General features: G+C 71.3%; 20 protein-coding genes and 1 pseudogene. 12 read left to right on the top strand and 9 right to left on the bottom strand.

All coding sequences use genetic code 11. From position 1 onward, the window contains the following. Positions 1 to 59: 59 nt before the first annotated feature. Complete coding sequence (locus tag ACE3Q8_RS20475; RefSeq protein WP_374472392.1) at positions 60 to 1,547, top strand: methyl-accepting chemotaxis protein; 1,488 nt, start codon at positions 60 to 62, stop codon at positions 1,545 to 1,547. Between the two features lie 21 nt (positions 1,548 to 1,568). On the opposite strand, the gene ACE3Q8_RS20470 is transcribed toward ACE3Q8_RS20475, so the two are convergent. Beyond that, complete coding sequence (locus ACE3Q8_RS20470) at positions 1,569 to 2,429, bottom strand: MBL fold metallo-hydrolase (RefSeq protein ID WP_374472390.1); 861 nt, start codon at positions 2,427 to 2,429, stop codon at positions 1,569 to 1,571. A 72-nt stretch (positions 2,430 to 2,501) separates the two neighbouring features. Here ACE3Q8_RS20470 and ACE3Q8_RS20465 point away from each other — a divergent pair, with 72 nt between their 5' ends. From ACE3Q8_RS20465 to ACE3Q8_RS20455, 3 genes are read left to right on the top strand one after another with little or no spacing between them, the layout of a single operon-like run. Next, entirely contained in the window at positions 2,502 to 2,873 is a 372-nt protein-coding gene (locus ACE3Q8_RS20465; protein WP_374472388.1) for an ArsR/SmtB family transcription factor, read from the top strand. Next, complete coding sequence (locus ACE3Q8_RS20460) at positions 2,830 to 3,360, top strand: rhodanese family protein (protein ID WP_374472386.1); 531 nt, start codon at positions 2,830 to 2,832, stop codon at positions 3,358 to 3,360. Before ACE3Q8_RS20465 ends, ACE3Q8_RS20460 begins: the two co-directional genes overlap by 44 nt. 4 nt (positions 3,361 to 3,364) lie before the next feature. Continuing rightward, on the top strand, positions 3,365 to 4,138 hold the full coding sequence (locus ACE3Q8_RS20455; RefSeq protein WP_374472385.1) for a sulfite exporter TauE/SafE family protein: 774 nt from the start codon (positions 3,365 to 3,367) through the stop codon (positions 4,136 to 4,138). Between the two features lie 7 nt (positions 4,139 to 4,145). Here the strand turns inward: ACE3Q8_RS20455 and ACE3Q8_RS20450 are convergent, their stop codons facing one another. Beyond that, on the bottom strand, positions 4,146 to 4,802 hold the full coding sequence (locus ACE3Q8_RS20450; RefSeq protein ID WP_374472383.1) for a J domain-containing protein: 657 nt from the start codon (positions 4,800 to 4,802) through the stop codon (positions 4,146 to 4,148). 52 nt (positions 4,803 to 4,854) lie between these two features. Between ACE3Q8_RS20450 and ACE3Q8_RS20445 the strand changes: the two genes are divergently transcribed. From ACE3Q8_RS20445 to ACE3Q8_RS20430, 4 genes are read left to right on the top strand one after another with little or no spacing between them, the layout of a single operon-like run. Beyond that, positions 4,855 to 5,127 (top strand): BolA family protein, encoded by a 273-nt coding sequence (locus ACE3Q8_RS20445; protein WP_374472381.1) that lies wholly within the window; start codon positions 4,855 to 4,857, stop codon positions 5,125 to 5,127. Positions 5,128 to 5,186: 59 nt separating this feature from the next. After that, on the top strand, positions 5,187 to 5,693 hold the full coding sequence (locus ACE3Q8_RS20440; protein ID WP_374472380.1) for a 2Fe-2S iron-sulfur cluster-binding protein: 507 nt from the start codon (positions 5,187 to 5,189) through the stop codon (positions 5,691 to 5,693). Next, a complete protein-coding gene (locus tag ACE3Q8_RS20435; protein WP_374472378.1) occupies positions 5,690 to 6,640 on the top strand; it encodes a xanthine dehydrogenase family protein subunit M in 951 nt (316 codons plus the stop codon). The genes ACE3Q8_RS20440 and ACE3Q8_RS20435 overlap by 4 nt, the downstream gene beginning before the upstream one ends. After that, a complete protein-coding gene (locus ACE3Q8_RS20430; RefSeq protein ID WP_374472376.1) occupies positions 6,637 to 8,901 on the top strand; it encodes a molybdopterin cofactor-binding domain-containing protein in 2,265 nt (754 codons plus the stop codon). Before ACE3Q8_RS20435 ends, ACE3Q8_RS20430 begins: the two co-directional genes overlap by 4 nt. 200 nt (positions 8,902 to 9,101) lie before the next feature. Here ACE3Q8_RS20430 and ACE3Q8_RS20425 read toward each other — a convergent pair whose 3' ends face one another. The 5 genes from ACE3Q8_RS20425 to ACE3Q8_RS20405 form a co-directional block, all read right to left on the bottom strand. Beyond that, positions 9,102 to 9,479, bottom strand: a complete 378-nt coding sequence (locus ACE3Q8_RS20425) for a response regulator (RefSeq protein ID WP_374472374.1) — start codon at positions 9,477 to 9,479, stop codon at positions 9,102 to 9,104. Beyond that, the gene (locus tag ACE3Q8_RS20420) at positions 9,476 to 11,092 is read right to left on the bottom strand and encodes a sensor histidine kinase (RefSeq protein WP_374472373.1); all 1,617 of its coding nucleotides are present in this window, start codon (positions 11,090 to 11,092) and stop codon (positions 9,476 to 9,478) included. The genes ACE3Q8_RS20425 and ACE3Q8_RS20420 overlap by 4 nt, the downstream gene beginning before the upstream one ends. Positions 11,093 to 11,215: 123 nt before the next feature. Continuing rightward, positions 11,216 to 12,514, bottom strand: a complete 1,299-nt coding sequence (locus tag ACE3Q8_RS20415; protein ID WP_374472371.1) for an HlyC/CorC family transporter — start codon at positions 12,512 to 12,514, stop codon at positions 11,216 to 11,218. After that, positions 12,511 to 13,623 (bottom strand): 3-dehydroquinate synthase, encoded by a 1,113-nt coding sequence (gene aroB, locus ACE3Q8_RS20410; protein ID WP_374472369.1) that lies wholly within the window; start codon positions 13,621 to 13,623, stop codon positions 12,511 to 12,513. The genes ACE3Q8_RS20415 and aroB overlap by 4 nt, the downstream gene beginning before the upstream one ends. Continuing rightward, positions 13,620 to 14,168, bottom strand: coding sequence for a shikimate kinase (locus ACE3Q8_RS20405; RefSeq protein WP_374472367.1), 549 nt, complete (start codon positions 14,166 to 14,168; stop codon positions 13,620 to 13,622). Before ACE3Q8_RS20405 ends, aroB begins: the two co-directional genes overlap by 4 nt. Positions 14,169 to 14,235: 67 nt before the next feature. Between ACE3Q8_RS20405 and ACE3Q8_RS20400 the strand changes: the two genes are divergently transcribed. Both ACE3Q8_RS20400 and ACE3Q8_RS20395 read left to right on the top strand, forming a co-directional pair. Continuing rightward, on the top strand, positions 14,236 to 15,417 hold the full coding sequence (locus ACE3Q8_RS20400; protein ID WP_374472365.1) for a hypothetical protein: 1,182 nt from the start codon (positions 14,236 to 14,238) through the stop codon (positions 15,415 to 15,417). Next, entirely contained in the window at positions 15,414 to 16,331 is a 918-nt protein-coding gene (locus ACE3Q8_RS20395; protein WP_374472363.1) for a site-specific tyrosine recombinase XerD, read from the top strand. Before ACE3Q8_RS20400 ends, ACE3Q8_RS20395 begins: the two co-directional genes overlap by 4 nt. A gap of 49 nt (positions 16,332 to 16,380) precedes the next feature. Here the strand turns inward: ACE3Q8_RS20395 and ACE3Q8_RS20390 are convergent, their stop codons facing one another. Together ACE3Q8_RS20390 and ACE3Q8_RS20385 are read right to left on the bottom strand one after the other, a co-directional pair. Beyond that, on the bottom strand, positions 16,381 to 17,136 hold the full coding sequence (locus tag ACE3Q8_RS20390) for a glycine zipper domain-containing protein (RefSeq protein ID WP_374472361.1): 756 nt from the start codon (positions 17,134 to 17,136) through the stop codon (positions 16,381 to 16,383). Positions 17,137 to 17,327: 191 nt separating this feature from the next. Continuing rightward, positions 17,328 to 17,993, bottom strand: a complete 666-nt coding sequence (locus ACE3Q8_RS20385) for a DUF6766 family protein (RefSeq protein ID WP_374472359.1) — start codon at positions 17,991 to 17,993, stop codon at positions 17,328 to 17,330. A 138-nt stretch (positions 17,994 to 18,131) separates the two neighbouring features. Between ACE3Q8_RS20385 and ACE3Q8_RS20380 the strand changes: the two genes are divergently transcribed. Then, the gene (locus ACE3Q8_RS20380) at positions 18,132 to 19,094 is read left to right on the top strand and encodes an acetyl-CoA carboxylase carboxyltransferase subunit alpha (protein ID WP_374472357.1); all 963 of its coding nucleotides are present in this window, start codon (positions 18,132 to 18,134) and stop codon (positions 19,092 to 19,094) included. A gap of 68 nt (positions 19,095 to 19,162) precedes the next feature. Next, positions 19,163 to 20,137: pseudogene (locus tag ACE3Q8_RS20375) on the top strand (NAD(P)H-dependent flavin oxidoreductase); the annotation flags it as partial. Between the last annotated feature and the right edge of the window lie 114 nt (positions 20,138 to 20,251).

Here is a 20,251-nt window from a genome sequence, read left to right as displayed (position 1 = left end):
AAGCGCAACTTAAGCAAGGCAAGCCTTTCTCCGGCAGTATTCGTGCGGGAGTTGGTTGCATGGGTAACGATTACGACGTTCCGGAGCGGCTCGAGTTCCTGGATCTGGATGCGGAGGCGCGCGCGGTCCTGAAGGACCTGCAGCCGCTGGTGGCGGCGCAGATCAAGCCCGCGCTGGACAAGTTCTACGGCAAGGTGCGGGCGACGCCGCACACCCGGGGCTTCTTCAATGACGACGCCCACATCGACGCGGCGAGCCGCGCGCAGCAGTCCCACTGGTCGATCATCGCCGAGGCTCGGTTCGACGAGTCCTACGTGAAGGCGGTGCGGGGCATCGGCCAGGCGCACGCCCGCCTGGGGCTGGAGCCCCGCTGGTACATCGGCGGCTACGCCGTGATCCTCGACGCCCTGGTCGAGGGGGTCATCGAGGCCCGCTGGCCGAAGGGCCTGCTCGGCCGCCAGGCGGGCGGCTCTGCGGCGGCCCGCGAGGTGGGGACGCTGATCAAGGCCGCCCTGCTCGACATGGATTTCGCGATCTCCATCTATCTGGAGACGCTGGACGCCGAGCGCCGGCGGCTGGAAGCCGCGCGTGAAGTGAGCGAAGCCCGCCAGGCCGAGCTGATGAACGCCCTGGGCCAGGCGCTGGCGCGGCTGTCGGCGCGGGACCTCGGCGTCCGCGTGAGCGCCGAGGTCGCGCCGGAGTTCCAGGTGCTGAAGGACGACTTCAACAGCGCTGTCGCTGCGCTGGAGGAGGCGATGGCGGCGGTGTCGGAGTCCACCGAGAGCGTATCGGGCGGGGTCGAGCAGATCGGCGCCGCCGCCGACGACCTGTCGCGGCGAACCGAGCAGCAGGCGGCGAGCCTGGAGGAGACGGCCGCGGCGCTGGAAGAGATCACCGCCACGGTCCGCAAGAGCGCCGAGGGCGCGCGGCAGGCGAGCGAGATGGTCGCCACCGCCAAGGCGCGGGCCGAGCGCTCTGTGGAGGTCATGGACCGCGCCCAGGGCGCCATGAGCCAGATCGAGCAGTCGGCCCAGCAGATCGGCAACATCATCGGGGTGATCGACGAGATCGCTTTCCAGACCAACCTGCTGGCCCTGAACGCCGGGGTGGAGGCGGCTAGGGCCGGCGACGCCGGCAAGGGCTTCGCCGTGGTCGCGATGGAGGTCCGCGCGCTCGCGCAGCGTTCGGCGGAGGCGGCCAAGGAGATCAAGGCGTTGATCTCGGCTTCCACCGAGCAGGTGTCGGAGGGCGTCACCCTGGTCGGCCAGACCGGCGAGGCGCTGAGCGGCATCGCCGGCGAGGTGGCCGCCATCGATGGCCTGGTCAACGAGATCGCCGCCTCGGCGCAGGAGCAGTCGGTCGGCCTGGCGCAGGTCAACACGGCGGTGAACCAGATGGATCACCTGACCCAGCAGAACGCCGCCATGGTCCAACAGACCACCGCGGCCACCCACACCCTGAAGGCCCAGGCCGACGATCTCGGCCAACTGGTGGCGGCGTTCAAGGTCGCCGCGCCGGCGGAGGACGCCCGGGCCCGCGCGGCCTGAGCGTCGCGCGTCGGCTTGGCCTCAGGCGGTCGTCACTGGCAGCCTGAGGAAGACGGCGCCCTTCGGAGTGGGCGGGGGCAGGGCCCCGCCACGGATATTCACCTGCAGCGACGGCAGGATCAGGGTCGGCGCCGCCAGGGTCGCGTCCCGCGCCTGCCGCATGGCGACGAACTCCGCCTCGCTCACGCCATCGTGGACATGGACGTTGCGCGCGCGCTCCTCGGCCACCGTGGTCTCCCAGCGGTACTCGTCCCGGCCGGCCGGCAGGTAGTCGTGGCCGACGAAGATCCGCGTCTCGGGCGGCAGGGACAGGATCTTGCGGATCGAGCGGTAGAGGGCCGCGGCGTCGCCGCCGGGGAAGTCGGCCCGGGCCGTGCCGTAGTCCGGCATGAACAGGGTGTCGCCCACGAAGGCGGTGTCGCCGATCAGATAGGTCACGCAGGCCGGCGTGTGGCCGGGGGTGTGCAGCACGCGCAACGTCAGTTCGCCCAGGGGCAGCGTGTCGCCCTCGTCCAGGAGGACGTCGAAGGCCGCGCCGTCCGGGGTGACATCGTCGGCCTCGAACACCGGGATGAACGCCTTCTGCACGTCCCTTATGCGCGCGCCGATCACCACCTGGGCCCCCGTCCTGCGGCGGATGTGGTCGGCCGCGGACAGGTGGTCGGCGTGGGCGTGGGTCTCCAGCACGTAGACGAGCGTCAGGCCCTGCTCGGCGACGGCCTGCAGCAGGGCGTCGGCCGAGGCGGTGGAAAGCTTCGCCGCCTTCGGTTCGAAGTCGAGCACGGGGTCGATGATCGCGGCCCGGCCGGTGGCGGGATCGGAGACCAGATAGCTGGCGGTGGAGGTGGCGCGGTCGAAAAACGCTTGAACACGGGGTTTCATGGGAGCCTCCTTTGCGGCGTCCACCTACATATAAGTACTTGCTAATTTAGAACCAACTCATATATGGCGTCCATGTTCGATCTCGCGAACTTCGACATTGCCCGGTTCGAAGCCAGCGCCGCGGAGGCCGCCAAGCTCCTGCGCGCGCTCGGTAACGAGCGGCGGCTCATGATCCTGTGCCAACTGGCGGACGGCGAGCGCTCCGTGGGGGAACTCCAGCCCCTGGTGGGCCTCTCGCAGTCCGCCCTCTCGCAGCACCTCGCCGTACTGCGGGAGGAAGGCGTCGTGGCCACCCGCCGCGACGGCCAGACTATCTGGTACCGGATCCATGACCCCGCCGCGGTGCGGGTGGTGGCGACGCTCGCGGAGATCTTCTGTCCCCCAGACATGAAGAAGACCCATGACCGCCACCCTGAAGACCCTGACGCCGCGGGACGTCGCTGAGCGCCTCCGCGCCGGCCGCGCGATCCTCGTCGACATTCGCGAGCCGGACGAGTTCGCCCGCCGGCATGTGAAGGGCGCACTGTCGCGCCCGCTCTCCACCTTCGAGCAGGCCCACCTGAGCCTCGCCCCGGATCGGGACGTGGTCTTCACCTGCCGCTCGGGGATGCGCACCCAGGCCAACTGCGGCCGGCTGGCGGGGCGGGTGGATGGCGAGGCTTACGTCCTCGACGGTGGACTCGACGCCTGGGCGGCCGCAGGCTTGCCGGTGGAGGAGAACCGCAGGGCGCCGCTGGAGCTGATGCGCCAGGTGCAGATCGCCGCGGGCCTGCTGGTGCTCGTCGGCGTCGCCCTGGGCTTCGCGGCCCATCCCGCCTTCTTCGGCCTCTCCGCATTCGTGGGCGCGGGCCTGACGGTCGCCGGCGCCACCGGCTTCTGCGGCATGGCCCGCCTGCTCGCCCTCGCGCCCTGGAACCGCCGGGCGGCGTGATCCCATGGACCTCGCCTGGACGCTGGCAACCGCGGCGCTCAGCGGGGCGCTGGTCGGCCTGCTTCTGACCGTCTTCGGCGGCGGCGGCTCGGTCCTGGCCACCCCGCTGCTGGTTTATCTGGTGGGCGTGCGCGATCCGCACGTGGCCATCGGCACCTCGGCCGCCGCGGTGGCGGTGAACGCCGCCATGGGGCTCGCCACCCAGGCCAGAGCCGGTCGAGTGAAGTGGCCCTGCGCGCTTGTGTTCGGCGGCGCGGGCCTCGGCGGCTCGCTGCTGGGCGCACACCTCGCCAAACAGATGGATGGCGAGCGTCTGCTCGCCTGGTTCGCGCTCGCCATGGCGCTGGTGGGGCTGTCCATGCTGCTGCCCCGCAAGTCGGCGGGCGACCCAGGCGTCCACCTGACGCCCAGGCTCACCACACGGCTCGCGCCGGTGGGGCTGGCGACCGGCTTCGCGGCCGGGTTCTTCGGCATCGGCGGCGGCTTCCTGATCGTGCCTGGGCTGATGGTGGCGACCGGGATGACCCTGGCCCACGCCGCGGCCTCCTCGCTGGTGTCGGTGAGCCTCTTCGGGGCAGCGACGAGCGCGAGCTACGCGGCCTCGGGGCTCGTCGATTGGCCGGTGTTCGGCGCCCTGGTGTCGGGTGGCGCGATCGGCGCGCTGGCCGGCGCCCCCGCCGCCCGTGGGCTGGCGAGCCATGCGGACGCCGCCCGCCGCGCCTTCGCCCTGATGGTGGTGGCGACCGCCGCCTACGTGGCCTGGCGGGCGCTGGCCTGAGCCCGGCCTAGACCATCCCCGCCTTGCGGAGCGCCTGGTAAGCCTTGATCACTCGCTGGAGCTTGTGCTCGCCGGTCCTGTCGCCGTTGTTCGCGTCCGGGTGAAGGCGGCGGACCAGTTCGGTGTAGCGCGTGCGGATCTTGGCGCTGTCGGCGTTCACGTCGAGGTCGAGGTCCGCCAGCGCATTGCGCTCGATCTTGCCGAGGCGGCGGTCTTCCGGTTCAGGCGTGCGGGGCTGTGCCCCGCCGGCGCCGCCGAACAGGTTGAAGGGGTCGCGGTAGCCGTCGCCCTTGCCGAACTTCGTGGAGAAGGCCGCGGCTTCGCGGCTGAACCGGCCGGCCTTCATCTCCCAGGTGGGCCGGCCGCCGGTAAACAGCTCCTCGTGCTGGCGGCGGCGGACCTCGCCCTCGCTCATGCCGGCGAAGAAGTTCCAGTTGCGATTGTATTCCGCCGCGTGCGGCTGGCAGAACCAGTAGTGCTCGTTGAGCATGTCGCGCGACTTCGGCGCCCGGGCCGTCGCCGCGCGGCGGCAGCCGGGGTGGTCGCAGGCCCGCTCGCCGGGCTTCAGGGCGTGCACGTCCTCGGCGCGCGCGTCCTCCTCCTCGGAGGGCGGGCGAACTCGGATGTCCTTGAACTTGGGCTTGTATTGAAACGCGCCGGGCATCCGCCAAGTATGGGGTGAAGAAATCCCCCTTCAAGAATTGAAGACGGAGCCGATGGGCGCTATCCTCGAAGCCATCCAGAACAAGCTTACGGCCACGTTCCAGCCCACCCGGCTGGAGATCGAGGACGACTCCGCGCGCCATCACGGCCATGCCGGCGCGCGCGAGGGCGGCGAGAGCCACTTCAACGTGCTCATCGAGGCGGAGGCGTTCCGCGGCGCGCCCAAGGTGATGCGCCAGCGGATGGTCTACAAGGCGCTGGCCGAGGAGCTGGCGGGTCCGGTGCACGCGCTCTCCCTGAAGGCCCTGGCGCCGGGCGAAGCCTGAGGCATAGACTGCGCGCAAGAGCCGCCCGCGTGCGGCCGCCGGACCAGGGGAGGCGCGCGATGCGGACCACGATCACCGTCAACGGGGAGGCGCGGTCGCTCGACCTCGATCCTCGCACCACGCTTCTCGACGCGCTGCGCGAGCACCTGCGGCTCACCGGCTCGAAGAAGGGCTGCGATCACGGCCAGTGCGGGGCCTGCACGGTCCTGGTGAACGGTCTGCGGATCAACGCCTGCCTCTCGCTGGCGGTGATGCACGACGGGGACGAGGTGACCACCATCGAGGGGCTGGGGACGCCCGAGCGGCTGCACCCGCTGCAGCAAGCCTTCCTCGAAGCCGACGCCCTGCAGTGCGGCTACTGCACGCCAGGCCAGATCTGCTCAGCTCTGGGGATGCTGGCCGAGGTCGAGGCCGGCTGGCCGAGCCAGGCGACGCCCGACATCTCCGGCAAGGCCGAGCTGAGCGGCGAGGAGATCCGCGAGCGGATGAGCGGCAACATCTGCCGCTGCTCGGCCTATCCCCAGATCGTCGACGCGATCCGCGCCGCCGCGGACCAACTCCCGTGAGGCCCTTCACCTACGAGCGCGCCGCCGACGCGGCTCAGGCGGTGAAGGCGGCCGCCCAGACGCCGAACGCCCGCTTCATCGCCGGCGGCACCAACCTGCTCGACCTGATGAAGCTCGACATCGAGCAGCCGGCGCACCTGATCGACGTGGGCCGCCTGCCGCTGGCCGGTATCGAGGACACGGCGGAGGGGGGCTTAAGGATCGGCGCCATGGCCACCAACAGCCAGGTGGCGGCGGACGCGCGGATCAGGACGCGCTGGCCGGTGCTGGCGGAAGCCATCGTCGCCGGCGGCTCCCCGCAACTGCGCAACAAGGCGAGCGTCGGCGGCAACCTGCTGCAGCGGACCCGCTGCAACTACTTCTATGACACCACGAAGCCCTGCAACAAGCGCCGGCCGGGCTCCGGCTGCGGCGCGCTGGAGGGGTTGAACCGCGGCTCGGCGATCCTGGGAGCGAGCCACGCCTGTATCGCCACCCACCCGTCGGACATGGCGGTGGCGCTGGTGGCGCTGGCCGCCGAGGTGGAGGTGCTGAGCCCGGCGGGCGGCGAACGGCGCTTCCCACTGATGGAGCTGCACCGGCTGCCCGGCGAGACACCGCACATCGACACCCACCTCGTGCCCGGCGAGCTGATCACGGCGGTCGTCCTGCCGCCGCCGCCGGAGGGCGGACAGGTCTACCGCAAGGCGCGGGACCGGGCCTCCTTTGCCGCGGGCCTGGCCAGCGTGGCGGTGGCTGGCGGACGGGTGGCGCTCGGCATGGTGGCGCACAAGCCCTGGCGCGCGGCGGATGCGGAGGCCGCCCTGGCCGGCGGAGCCACAGCCGAAGAGGCCATCTCCACAGAGCTCGCCGCCGCCACGGACAACGGCCGCAACGGCTTCAAAATCACGCTCACCGCCCGGCTGGCCGCGGCGGCGATCGACGAGGCGAGGGGGAGGGGCGCATGAGCTCTGTCGCCGACTGGAAGGCGCCGAACCCCGTCTCCGAGAATCGCTCGGGCCTGATCGGCAAGGCGGTGGACCGGTACGAGGGGCCGCTGAAAGTCACCGGGACCGCGCCCTACGCCTACGAGGTGGAGCCGCCGTCGCCGCCGGCCTACGGCGTCATGGTGCCGGCCGCGATCGCGCGGGGCCGGATCACCGACATCGACACGGCCGAGGCGGAGCGCGCGCCGGGAGTCTTCCACGTTTGGACGCACCGCAATGCGCCGGAGCAGGGCGCCCGCGGCGCCCGTGTCCATCCGCGCTCCACCGCGCCCGCTCGGCCGGCGCTTGAGAACGACCGCGTGACCTATTTCGGCCAGCCGGTGGGCTTCGTGCTGGCCGACACCCTCGAAAACGCCACGGCCGCGGCGCATCTCGTCCGGATCGCCTACGCCGAAGAGCCGCCGGAGGTCGACTTCCAGGCCAGGCTCGGAGACGCCCGCGACCCGCACGGTGAGGAGGACGTCCGCGTTGGCGACTTCGAGGCGGCGTTCGCCGCCGCCCCGGTGAAGCTCGACCAGACCTGGTCCACCCCGGTGCAGAACCACTGCCAGATGGAGCCCTGCGCCACCACAGCGTGGTGGGAGGGGCCGATCTGCGTGGTGCACACCTCGGTACAGATGGTGAAGCCGGCGCAGCACGGCCTCGCTGAGACGCTGAAGATCGGCCGCGACGACGTGCGCCTGCTGACCCGCTACATCGGCGGCGGCTTCGGCGGGAAGGGTCAGACCTACGACGAACTCACTCTCGCCGCGCTCGGCGCCCGCGCGCTCGGCCGGCCGGTGAAGGTCGCCTTCACCCGCCAGCAGATGATGCAGGGGACCGTGCACCGTCCCGCGACCGTGCAGCGCGTACGGCTGGGCGCGACCCCGGACGGGCGGCTCACGGCCATGTCGCTGATCACCACCACCCACTGTCACCGCGACGGCCAGTTCGTGGAGCATGCCTCGAACTTCGCCCGCAGCCTCTACGCGGCGCCGAACCGGCTGACCGGCCACCGCCTGGTGAAGCTGGACCTGCCGGGCGCGGGGCCGATGCGGGCGCCCGGCGAGGCGCCTGGCATGCTCAGCCTGGAAGTGGCCATGGACGAGCTCGCCGAGGCGGTGGGGCTCGATCCCGTGGAGCTGCGCATCCGCAACGAGCCGGAGGTCGACCCCGAGACGGGCAAGCCGTTCTCTGTCCGCCAGCTCGTCCGCTGCCTGAGGGAAGGCGCCCAGATGTTCGGCTGGGACCGGCGCATGCCGCAGCCCGGGCGGGTGCGCGACGGCCGCTGGCTGGTGGGCATGGGCATGGCCGCGGCCATCCGCGGCAACTTCCTGCTGCCGGCCAAGTGCAGCTTCTCGGTGGACGGCGACGGCGTGATCACGGTGAAGCAAGGGATGACCGATATCGGCACCGGCACCTACACGGTGCTGGCCCAGATCGCGGCCGAGACGCTGGGCGTGCCGCTGAAGGACGTGCGGGTCGAGATCGGCGACAGCGAGCTGCCGCCGGCGCCCGGCTCCGGCGGCCAGTTCGGCGCGGCCACGGCGGGCTCGGCGGCGCTGGCGGCGGGGATGAACCTGCGCCGGGCCATCGCCGAGCTGGCCGCGAACGACCCCGGTTCGCCGCTGCAGGGCGGCCCGGCGGAGGAGGTCCTCTTCGAGGATGGGGTGATCGCGCTCGGCAACCGGTCCGAGCGGATCGCCACTCTGATCCGACGGGCGGCGCCCGACGGGTTGATGGCCGAGGGCGAGATCCGGCCGGCCGCCGACGCGCGCAACTGGAGCCAGCACACCTACGGCGCGCACTTCTGCGAAGTGGCGGTGGACACGATCACCGGCGAGACGCGCGTACGGCGGATGCTGGGCGTGTTCGCCGCGGGGCGGATCCTCAACTGGAAAACGGCGCGCAGCCAGCTCACCGGCGGCATGATCTGGGGCGTGGCCTCGGCCCTGCACGAGGGCAACGCCGTGGATCCGCGCTACGGCAGCTTCATCAACCAGGATCTGGCCCAATACCTGGTGCCGGTGCAGGCCGACATCGGCGAGCTGGACGCCATCATGCTCGACGAGGTGGACGACAAGGCCAATCCGCTGGGCATCAAGGGCGTGGGCGAGCTGGGGATCGCCGGAGCCGGCGCGGCCGTGGCCAACGCCATCTACAACGCCTGCGGCGTGCGCGTGCGGGACTATCCGATCACGCCGGACAAGCTGCTGGCGGCCCTCGTCGCGCAGGGCCGCTGAGCGATCGTTTCCATTTCCGCACAACAGCTATGCGGAAACGACCTCTACCGTGACAGGCGTCACGCCCCATCTCCCGCGTCTCTGCTGAAAGGCAGAGATCGAGGAGACGGGAACATGAAGATCTTGCTGTCGCTGACCTTCCTGGCCGGCGCCCTGGGCATCGCCGTCGTGGACGGCGCGGCCCGCGCCTTCGGCTATCTCTAGCCGACGCGCTCGCGCAGCTCGCCCAGCACGCGGGCGAGGTCGCCCTCGCGGAACGGCTTCTGGAGCACCGGCGAGCCCTTGTCGACATCGCGCAGACCCGCGTCGCCGTAGCCGGTGGCGAAGGCGAAGGGCGCGCCCTTCTCGCGCAGCAGGTCGGCCAGCGGGAAGATCGGCTGCCCGCCGAGGTTCACGTCCAGCACCGCGCAGTCGAGCTCGGCTTCCTTGGCGAGCTGGATCGCTTCGTCCAGGCGGGAGGCGGGGCCCACCACCGTGCATCCGAGGTCGCCGAGCATGTCCTCGATGAGCATCGAGACCATCATCTCGTCCTCGACAACCAAGACGCGCAGGCCGTCCAGCTTCGCAGTATCCGTCATTCCGTGGGCTCCAACGCGTGCATCGGCAACTCGATGCGGCAAAGCAGGCCTTCCGGCCGATAGTCAAGCGACACCTGGGCTTCCAGCTCGCCGGCGAGGCCCTGCTGCAGCAGCCGGCCCCCAAAACCGCGCCGCTTGGGCTTCTGGACCGGCGGGCCGCCCGCTTCGGCCCACTCCAGGACAAGTGTTCGTCCAACCGCGCTCGTTGTCACGCGCGATCGCACGGTGACCTGTCCGGAGGGAGTGGAAAGCGCGCCGTACTTCACGGCGTTGGTGGCCAGCTCGTGGATCGCCATGCCGAGCGCCACGGCGGCCTTCGGTGTCAGGCGGACGTCACCGTCCGAATCCAGCAGGAACCGGCCCGCCCCGGCATGCGGCCGCAGCTCTAGCCGCAGGATGTCGTGCAGGCTGGCCGCCTCCCAGCTCTGGTCCGTGAGCAGGTTGTGGGTCTGCGACAGGGCCAGCAGCCGGGCTTCGAAAGCCTGCCGGAAGCTGCGCGCGTCCGCCGCCGAGCGCAGTGTCTGGCTGGCGATCGACTGGACGGTGGCCAGCGTGTTCTTCACCCGGTGGTTCAACTCGTTGAGCAGCAGCCGCTGGCGCTCCTCGGCCCGCTTGCGCTCGGTGATGTCGAGCGAGACGCCGGCCATGCGGCGCACACCGTCCTCGTCGGCGATCCGGGCGGCGCGGCCGCGCGCGTGCACCCAGCGGATCGCGCCGGACGGGTGGATGACCCGGTACTCGATGTCATACTCGGCTCCGGTGTCGATCGCCGACTCCATGGCCGCCACCATGCGCGCCCGGTCCTCAGGATGGACCGAGGCGACGAGGTCCTCGAAGCCGAACGCCTCGTCCGGACGGCGGCCGTAGTTGGCCTTGCAGAGGTCGGAAGCCTCATAGGCGCGCGTCTCCACGTCCAGCTCCCAGGAGCCGAGGCGGCCGGCCTGCAGGGCGAACTGCAGCCGCTCCCGCGTGCGGGCCTCGGCGCCTGCGTCCCGCCGCACCGCTCCGGCCAGACGAACGTTCTCGATGGCGACGGCCGCCTGAGCCGCCAGCCCGGCCACCAGCATCTCCAGGCGCTCGCCGAACCGACCCGTGGCGCCGTGGCCGAAGAACAGCCCGCCCAGCACCTCGTCGGACTGGCGGCCGACGACCGGCGCGGCGAGGTAGCTGCGCACGGGCAGGTGGCCCGCGGGCATGCCGAAGTGGGGGGCGTTGCGGCCGTAGCGGGGATCCCTGGTGATATCGTCCGACCGGACCACGCCCTGACCCGTAAAGGTGGGGTGGAAGACGTCGGTGTTGCGAGGCATGGGGAAGCCGGCGAACGCCTCTCGCGGCGCGCCTGAAAGAGCATAAAGGGTGTAGCTCTCCCCGCGCTCGTCCGTGAGATTGTAGAAGAAGGCCCCGAACTGGGCGCCCGTCAGCTCGACGCCGCCGTCGACCACCGCCTGCACCACGCCTTCCAGGTCGCCGCCCGAGCCGATGGCCGCGGCGATCCGGTTGAGCGCGTCAGCGCGGCGCGTCTCCTCGGCCAACGCGGCCTCGGCGGCCGCCAGCCGAAGCTGCAGGTCTGGAGCCGTGCCGGTGTTCCGGTCGACGGCGTCGGCGATGGACATGAGCGGGACGATCCCCCGATCGAGCTTGACTAGAACACCTCATGTCCCTCGAGGTTCCCGCACCGAACCGCCTTTCAGCGTTGTCCGTCAAGCCGTTGTGCCGGGATCGTGATCCCTTGGCGACTATTCCGCGACGGGTTCGGGCGCCGACACCTGCAGGACGGTGAGCTGGTTCCCCTTGCGCTCGACCACGCGGAACTCATGTCCGTGAAAGGCGAAGACCTGGCCCACATCCGGGATACGTCTCGCCTCGTGAATGAGCAGGCCGGCGACGGTCACCGCCTCCTCGTCGGGCAGCTCCCAGTTCATCGCTCGATTGAGGTCGCGGATGGTCACCGAGCCGTCGACGATCACGGAGCCGTCCGGGCCAGGCCGCACGCCCGGCACCACCACGTCGTGCTCGTCCTCGATCTCGCCGACGATCTCCTCGAGGATGTCCTCCAGGGTGATCAGGCCCTCCAGCGCGCCGTACTCGTCCACCACCAGGGCGAAGTGGCTCTGGCGCTTCAGGAAGGCGGCGAGCTGGTCCTTCAGGCTCGTGGTCTCTGGGATGAACCAGGGCGTGCGCATGATCGCGCGCACGTCCAGGGCGTCGATCCGGCCATCGGCGTCGGCGAGCGCCCGCAGCAGGTCCTTGGCGTGCAGCACACCGACGATGTTCTCCGGCTCGTCGCGGTAGAGCGGCAGGCGCGTGTGGGCGCTCTCCAGCGCCGCGGACAGGATCTCGCGCGGCGGCAGGTCGGCGTCGATCATCGAGATGGCCTTGCGATGGACCATCACCTCGCTGACATCCATCTCGGCGAGGTCGAGCACCCCACCCAGCATGTAGCGGTCACGGGTCTCCACCAGGCCTTCCGAGTGGTGGTACTCCACCGCGCCGCGGATCTCCTCGTGGGCGGCCAGGACGTCGGTGGCCATGTCGAGCTTGATGCCGAACGGGCGCAGGGTCAGGCGCACGATCCACTGCGCGCCGCGCGCCAGCGGGCCGAAGATCTTCACCACCCAGTACGTGGGAATCGAGAGGGCCCGGGCGACGTCGTCGGCGCGGGCGATGGCCAGGGTCTTGGGCAGGATCTCGGAGAACACGACCACCAGCACGGTCATCACGCCGGTGGCGATCAGCGGGCCCATGACCGAGCCCTGCGGGAAGATCGAGGTCAGCACCGAGGTGGTCAGCGCCGAGGCGAAGATGTTGATGACGTTGTTGGAGAGCAGGATCGCGCCGATCATGTTCTCCTGGTCGGCGATCAGCCGGTTCACCCGCCGAGCGGCGCGGTCCCCGTCCCGCTCGAGCTGGTGCATCCGCCCACGCGAGGCGGCGGTCATGGCGGTCTCGGCGGCCGAGATCAGGCCCGACAGCGACAGCAGGAAGACCAGCGTCGGCGCGAGCGCCAGCAGCTTGGCCACGACACTCCCGGTCATTGGCCGGCGCCCTCCGCGAGCAGGAAGTCGCGCACCGCGTAGGCCGGCACGTCCCGGGCCACATAGGCGTCGCCGATGGCGCGGGCCAGGATGAAGGTCAGCTTGCCGGCCTCCGCCTTCTTATCCTGCGCCATGTGGCGGACCAGCCGCTCGGCGGCGAAGGGGGAGCCGGGGATGTCGGCCAGCCTTGTGGGCAGGCCGGCCGAGGCGATGGCTGCGCGGGCCCGCGAGGCGTCCTGGGCGGCGCACGCGCCCTGGGCGACGGAGAACCGGAAGGCCAGCGACATGCCCGCCGCCACCGCCTCGCCGTGCAGCAGGGCCTCGCCGTAGCCGGTCTCGGCCTCCAGCGCATGGCCGAAGGTGTGGCCGAGGTTCAGCAGGGCGCGGCGGCCCTGTTCCTTTTCGTCTTCGGCGACGATCTCAGCCTTCATCTCCACCGAGCGGGCGACCGCGTGCGTGAGCGCCTCGGGCGCCTTGGCCAGCACCTCGCGACCGTGCGCCTCCAGCCACTCGAAGAAGGCGAAGTCGCCCAGCAGGCCGTACTTGATGATCTCGGCGTAGCCGGCGCGCACCTCGCGGTCGGGCAAGGTCGCCAGCACGTCGAGGTCGGCCAGCACCAGGCGCGGCTGGTGGAAAGCGCCCACCAGGTTCTTGCCCCGCGGGGTGTCGATGGCGGTCTTGCCACCCACCGAGGAATCCACCTGGGCCAGCAGGGTGGTCGGGATCTGCACGAACTCGATACCGCGCTTGTAGACGGCCGCGGCGAAGCCGGCGAGGTCGCCCACCACGCCGCCGCCGAACGCCACGACCAGATCGCCGCGGTCGAGCTCCAGGCCGAGCAGCCGGTCGATGACGTCGGCCAGGCCCTCGAAGCTCTTGGTGTGCTCGCCGGGCGGCACGATCACCGGCGAGACGTCGATCCCGGACCGGTCGAGCACGGCGGACAGCCGCTCCCCGTGGAGGCCCCAGACCGTCTCGTCGCTGACCACCGCGACCCGGCGGTTCTTCAGGAACGGCAGCAGCCGCTGACCGGCCTCGTCCAGGACGCCCTGGCCGATGACCACGTCGTAGGCGCGCGCGCCAAGGCCGACGGGAACGGTGCGGGTCATTGCGGCTTCGCCTCGAGATGCTGGGTGAGGGCGCGGATCACCTGGTCGACGGTCACATGGTGGGCGGTGTCGCCGGTCTCCACCGTGATGTCGGCCTCCGCGTAGGCGGGATAGCGGACCTCGGCCTGGGCCTTGAGCACCTGGAGCGGGTCCTTCCCGGCCAGCAGCGGCCGGGTGTCCTTGCGCGAGACGCGCCGGGCCAGGACGTCCAGGTCCGCCTTAAGCCACACCGACACGGCCTTCGACTTGATAAGGGCCCGTGTCTCCGGGTTGATGAAGGCGCCGCCGCCGGTGGCCAGGACGTGCGGCGGCTGGTCCAGCAGGCGCGCGATCACCCGGCGCTCGCCCTCGCGGAAGGCGGCTTCCCCCAGGTCTGAAAAGATGTCGGAGATGGACCGGCCGGCGGCGGCCTCCACCTCAGAATCGGCGTCGCGGAACGGCAGGTCCAGGGCGTTGGCGAGCCTGCGCCCGGCGCTCGATTTCCCCACGCCCATCAGGCCGACGAGGGCGATGGTGCGGCGGCGCAACGGGTCGAAACGGTCCATGGACGCGCGCAGGCTTACACGACCGCGTGGCCTCGCGCCAACTCCGGCGCTTCGGTATGCTCACCTTATGGTCCGGATCGCCCTGGCGCTCGCCGCCGCCGCCGCGTGTTTCACCGCCCAGAATGTGGCCGCCCAGCCGGTGGAGGTGGCGCCGCTCGCCGCGCCGGACTCCTTCTCCGTCCCGGGCCGACCGACGGGCCTGCCGGAGACGCTGTGGCGGGGCAGCTCGGTGGAGCTGCAGCGCACCGTCCTGCCGATGCTGGCGACCAAGCCGCTCTCGCCGGCCGCTGCGGCGCTTGCCCGACGGGTGCTGGCCACCGGCGCCCGCGGGCCAGACGGGGCCGACGACGCGGCCCTGCTGGCCCTTCGCGCCGACGCCCTGCTGGCGCTGGGCGACACCGTGGCCGCCGCCGAGATTCTGCAGCGCGCGCCCGGCCTGGAGCGCAACGCCGGCCTGTCGCGGGCGGCCGCCGAGAGCGCGCTGCTGGCCGGCGACGACGCGCGGGCCTGCGCCATCGAGCGGGCCCTAGGGACCGGGCGCGAGGAGACCTACTGGCTGCGCCTGCGGGCCTTCTGCCAGGCCGTGGCCGGCGACACCGCCCAGGCCCAGCTCACCTTCGACCTCGCCCAGGGTCAGGCGCGCGACGCGGTGTTCGGACGGCTGATGGCGGCCAAGCTCGGGCTCGGTCAGCCCGGGGCGGCCTCCCTGCGCAATGGACTCGACCACGCGCTGTCCCGCAGCCTCGGCCTCGATCTGTCGGCGGCCACGCCGTCGGCGGCCGTGGCGGGGTCGCGTGACCCGGTGTTCGACCTCTCCAGCCTGACGGGCGGTGTGGCCGAGCTCGCCCATGCGATAGCAGCCGGCCAGGCCGTGTCGGGGGAGGGCGCGTCGGCGCTGATCGCCGCGGCCGCCGAGGCCGACGCTAAGAGCCGCGCACGCCTGCAGGGGCAGGCTCTGCTGGTGGCGGCGCTGAAGCCTGAGCTCACGCCCGCCGATCGCCGGCGGCTGGCGGCGTTCGCCGCGCCCGAAGGCAAGGCTCCGGCCGCCCGCAGCCTGGCGCTGGCCGACGCGGCGGGGCGCAAGCTGCTCGGCGAGACGGCGCTGCTCGCCCTGTGGACCGCAGCCGACGCCGGCGCCGCCGGGCCCGGGCTGGCCGACCGGGCGCGCATCGTGCACGCGCTGGCGCTCGCGGGCCTGGAGACCGACGCCCGGGCCTTCGCCCTGGAAGGGCTCGTGGCGCTGAAATGAGCGGCCAGGGCCAGGGCTGGGCCGAGGCCTTCCTCGAGATGATGGCCGTGGAGCGGGCCGCGGCGAAGAACACCCTGGCGGCCTACGCCCGCGACCTCGCCGACGCGTCGGGCTTCCTGACCCGACGCGGGCGCGATCTGGCCGCGGCCTCGGCGGAGGACGTGGAGGCCTATTTCGCCGATCTGGGCGTCCGCGGCCTCTCGCCCGCCACCGCCGCGCGGCGGCGCGCCGCCGTGCGGCAGTTCTATCGGTTCGTGCTGGGCGAGGGCTGGCGCACGGACGACCCGTCCCGGCGGGTGGAGGCGCCGAAGAAGGGCCGCAGCCTGCCCAAGGTGCTGTCTCGCGAGGAGATGGACCGGCTGATCGCGGCGGCGGCGGCCCGCGACGGGCGGCAGGGACTGCGGCTGGGCTGCATGGTCGAGCTCGCCTACGCCTCCGGGCTGCGGATTTCGGAACTCACCGGACTGACGCTGGCCGCGCTGGCCCGCGACCCGGCTTGTCTGATCGTCCGGGGGAAGGGCGGCAAGGAGCGGCTGGCGCCGCTGAACGAGACAGCGCGCGCGGCGGTGAAGGCGTATCTGGACGTCAGGCCGCAGTTCCTGCCCAAGGGTGACAAGGCGAATCCGTGGCTCTTCCCCTCTCGCGGCAAGGGCGGGCGGCTGACCCCCCGTCGCTTCGCCCAACTACTTGACGAGGCGGCCGCCGACGCGGGGATCGATCCGGCCCGGGTGAGCCCGCACGTGCTGCGCCACGCCTTCGCCACCCACCTGCTGGAGGGCGGGGCCGATCTGCGGGTGGTGCAGAAGCTGCTCGGACACGCCGACATCGCCACCACCCAGATCTACACCCATGTCGCGGGCGACCGGTTGGCGCAGGTGGTCGCGACCAAGCACCCGCTGGCGAAGAAGGGCTGACAGAAAAAGGCCGCCCCGAAGGGCGGCCTCCTGAAGTCTGGCGGGCGGCTTAGCCGGTGATCCGGTAGCGGCCCTGGCTGTCCGGGCAGACCCGGACGTAGCGGTAGTCGTTGCCGTAGCTGTCCACCGGCGCGGGCGCCAGGCGGCAGCGCTGGGCGGTGTAGTAGCTGTAGCGGTCCGAGCGGTACCCAGCGGCTTCGCGGTACGGGATGGTCTCGTTGTAGGCGAAGTACGGGCCGCGGCTGTCGCACTTGTACTTGTCGTTCGCACGGCCCACGGCCGCGCCGAGGCCGCCGCCGACGACAGCGCCCAGCACCGCACCTTCGGTGCGGGCGTTGCGCGCCGCGACGTTTGAGCCCAGCACGGCGCCCGCCAGGGCGCCGATCACGCCGGCCGTGACGGTCGAGTTGTTGTTGTTGCACTGGACGCCGGTCGTGCTGGCGTTCGAGCCGTAGTAGCCGGCCGAGGGCGCATAGCCGTAGCGGTTGTTGGACCAGTAGGCCTCGTCCCAGGCCGGGCGAGCGTAGCGGCGGGCGTAGGAGCCGTAGCCGTAGCGGGCGTCGTAGCGGGCGCGCTCGCGCTCCCAGTCGGCCAGGCGGCGCTCGTAGTCGCGGCGCGCCTCACGATAGTCCTGGCGGGCCTCGCGGTAGTTCTCGCGGCTCGCTTCATATTGGTCGCGCTGAGCGTCGTACTGCTGCTGGGCGCGCTGGTATTCCGGGGTCGGGCGGTAGTACTGGGCGCTGGCCGGGGCGGCGATCGCCAGCGCCAGCACCGAGGCCGTCCCGATCTTCATGGCGGCGTTCATCGGTGTCTCTCCATTTCTCCTCGAGCGCGGCGCTGTGTCAGGGCGTTGATCCGCGCGGGTTCAAAGGCGCGCGCCGGTCCTGCCTCCAGCCCCCCGGTGGATGCGGGCCCGGCTCGACCTCGGCCTCACAAACGATAAGCCGCCGGAGGAGGTTGCACGGACGATCCGCGCGCCGGTGACGGTTGCGTGAGCTAGCCGGCGCCGGTCTGGGAGTGCGGGGCGCTCACCGGCTTGCTCTCCGGAGAGCCGCGCTCGCGCAGGAAGATGGCCAGGACCACCAGCACGGCGGTGGAGAGGAACTCGCTCTGCCAGTTCTGGAAGGATTCGAACCAGAAGCGCGGATCGACGGCGTAGGCCAGCAACTCGGGCGGAGGCTGGTGGTGCTCCATGGCCTCCTCGACCGACTGGCGGAAACTGTTCAGCCAGTGCAGCACGAACGAGGCGAGGAAGAGCAGGAAGAGCGTGGCGCCGAGGGAATGGGCGTAGAGCGCGCGGGCGACGCCGCCGGCCCGGACCGGCCAGGGCGCCTTCGGATCCTTCTCGTCCAGCGCCGGGTCGCGGTCCTGCGGGGCGGGCGAGTCCGGGTCCTTGGACTCGGGCGAGCCGCGCTGGAACAGATAGGCGGTCAGGGTGACGTAGGCCGACATCTGCAGGAACTCGCTCTCCCAGTTCTCGAAGAGGGCCGAGAGGAACTCGCCGCCGACCAGGAACTGGCCGAAGGAGACCATGACGAGGCCGTGCTGGAGCCTGTCCTCGTTCTCCTGCGCGTAGCCGGAGATCATCTGGCCGACCAGGCTGGCCAGGAACAGCAGGCCAAGCGCAATCGTCAGACCATTGTCGCGGAGCATCTTCTTCATGCGCGGTGGAAACCGCGACAACGGTAGAGGTTCCCGGCAGGAGCGGGCGGCGTGGCGGCCGGCAAGCCGTACTTGTGAGGGCGGGGGAACCCGCCTAATTTCCGCCGCTTCCCGACACGGCAGGAGCCGCACCCCAGAATGGCCGCCCATTACCTCGAGTTCGAGCGCCCCATCGCCGAGCTCGAAGCCAAGATCGAGGAACTGTCGAAGCTGTCCGAGACGGCGGGGCCCGGAGCCTTCGACGCCGAGATCGAGGCCCTGCGCGCCCGCGCCCAGGACCTGCGGCGCGACGCCTACGCCAACCTCGACGCCTGGCAGAAGACCCAGGTGGCGCGCCACCCGGACCGGCCGCACTTCGTCGACTACGTGGCCGCCCTGATCGAGGACTTCCAGGAACTGCGCGGGGATCGCGGCTACGCCGACGACCAGGCGATCCTCGGCGGGCTCGGCCGTTTCCGCGGCCGGCCGGTCGTGATCATGGGCCACGAGAAGGGCCGCGACACCGTCACCCGGGTGAAGCACAACTTCGGCATGGGCCGGCCGGACGGCTACCGCAAGGCGATCCGCCTGATGGAGCTGGCCGAGCGCTTCGGCCTGCCGGTGGTCACCCTGGTCGACTCCGCCGGCGCCTATCCGGGGATCTCCAGCGAGGAGCGCGGGGTCGCCGAGGCCATCGCGCGCTCCACCGAGAAGTGCCTGCAACTCGGCACGCCCAACGTCACGGTGATCACCGGCGAGGGGATGTCCGGCGGCGCCATCGCGATCGCCGCCACCAGCCGGGTGCTGATCCTCGAGCACGCCATCTATTCCGTAATCTCGCCGGAGGGCGCGAACTCGATCCTGTGGCGCGGCGGCCGCACGGCCGCCGACGCGGCCAAGGCCATGAAGATCACCGCGCAGGACCTGCTCGGCATGAAGATCGTCGACCGGATCATTCCCGAGCCCACGGGCGGGGCGCACTCGGACCCGGCGGCGGCCATGGCCACCGTCGGCGACGTGCTTGAGGAGGAGCTGCGCGGCATGGACGGCCTCTCGGCCGACGAGCTGCGCAAGCGGCGCGCCGAGCGGTTCTATGCCATCGGGCGCTCGGGCCTGCAGTAAACCCGCGCTTGCCTGACGCGGCGTCGCGCTGTTGAGTTCGTCCAAACGATCGTTTGGAGGAACGTCGCATGGCGCTGAAGACGCGGTTCACGGAGGCTTTTGGGGTCGAGCACCCCATCGTCCAGGGCGGCATGCAGTGGGTCGGGCGCGCCGAGCTGGTGGCCGGAGTCGCCAACGCCGGCGGCCTGGGCTTCATCACGGCGCTGACCCAGCCGACCCCCGACGACCTGCGGCGCGAGATCGACCGCTGCCGCAAGCTCACCGACAAGCCGTTCGGTGTGAACCTGACGATCCTGCCGGCGATCAACCCGCCGCCCTACGCCGAGTACCGGCAGGCGATCATCGACAGCGGCGTGAAGATCGTGGAGACGGCCGGCTACAAGCCGCAGGAGCACGTGGACCATTTCAAGGAGCACGGGATTAAGGTGATCCACAAGTGCACCGCGGTCCGCCACGCGCTGTCGGCCGAGCGAATGGGCGTCGACGCCATCTCCATCGACGGCTTCGAGTGCGCGGGTCACCCGGGTGAGGACGACATCCCGGGGCTGATCCTGATCCCGGCCGCCGCCGACAAGGTGAAGATCCCGATGATCGCCTCGGGCGGCTTCGGCGACGCCCGCGGCCTGGTGGCGGCGCTGGCGCTCGGCGCCGACGGCGTGAACATGGGCACCCGCTTCATGTGCACGGCGGAGAGCCCGATCCACCAGAAGGTGAAGGAGCAGATCGTCGCCAACGACGAGCGGCAGACCAACCTGATCTTCCGCACCATGCACAACACCGCCCGGGTGGCGAAGAACGCCGTGTCCGACGAAGTCGTCGCCATCGAGCGGCGCGGCGGGGCCAAGTTCGAGGACGTGAAGGAGCTGGTGGCCGGGGCTCGCGGCCGCGTGGTCTACGAGGCCGGCGACCCCGACTATGGCATCTGGTCGGCGGGCATGGTGCAGGGGCTGATCCACGACATCCCGACATGCGAGGAACTGATCAGCCGGATCGTGCGCGAGGCCGAGGAGATCATCCAGGGCCGGCTGGCGGGCATGGTCGGTGGCAAGCGGGCGCTCGAGACCGCCAGACCGTCGCGCCAGCAGCGGAAAACAAGAGAGCCCCCCGGGCCCCCCCGCGGCCCCTTGGGTTTTAGTGCAGAACGTTCGCCCCCCGGA

Source organism: Phenylobacterium sp. (genome assembly GCF_041913825.1).
Taxonomy (GTDB): Bacteria; Pseudomonadota; Alphaproteobacteria; order Caulobacterales; family Caulobacteraceae; genus Phenylobacterium.
This window is presented reverse-complemented; position numbering and strand designations above follow the sequence as displayed.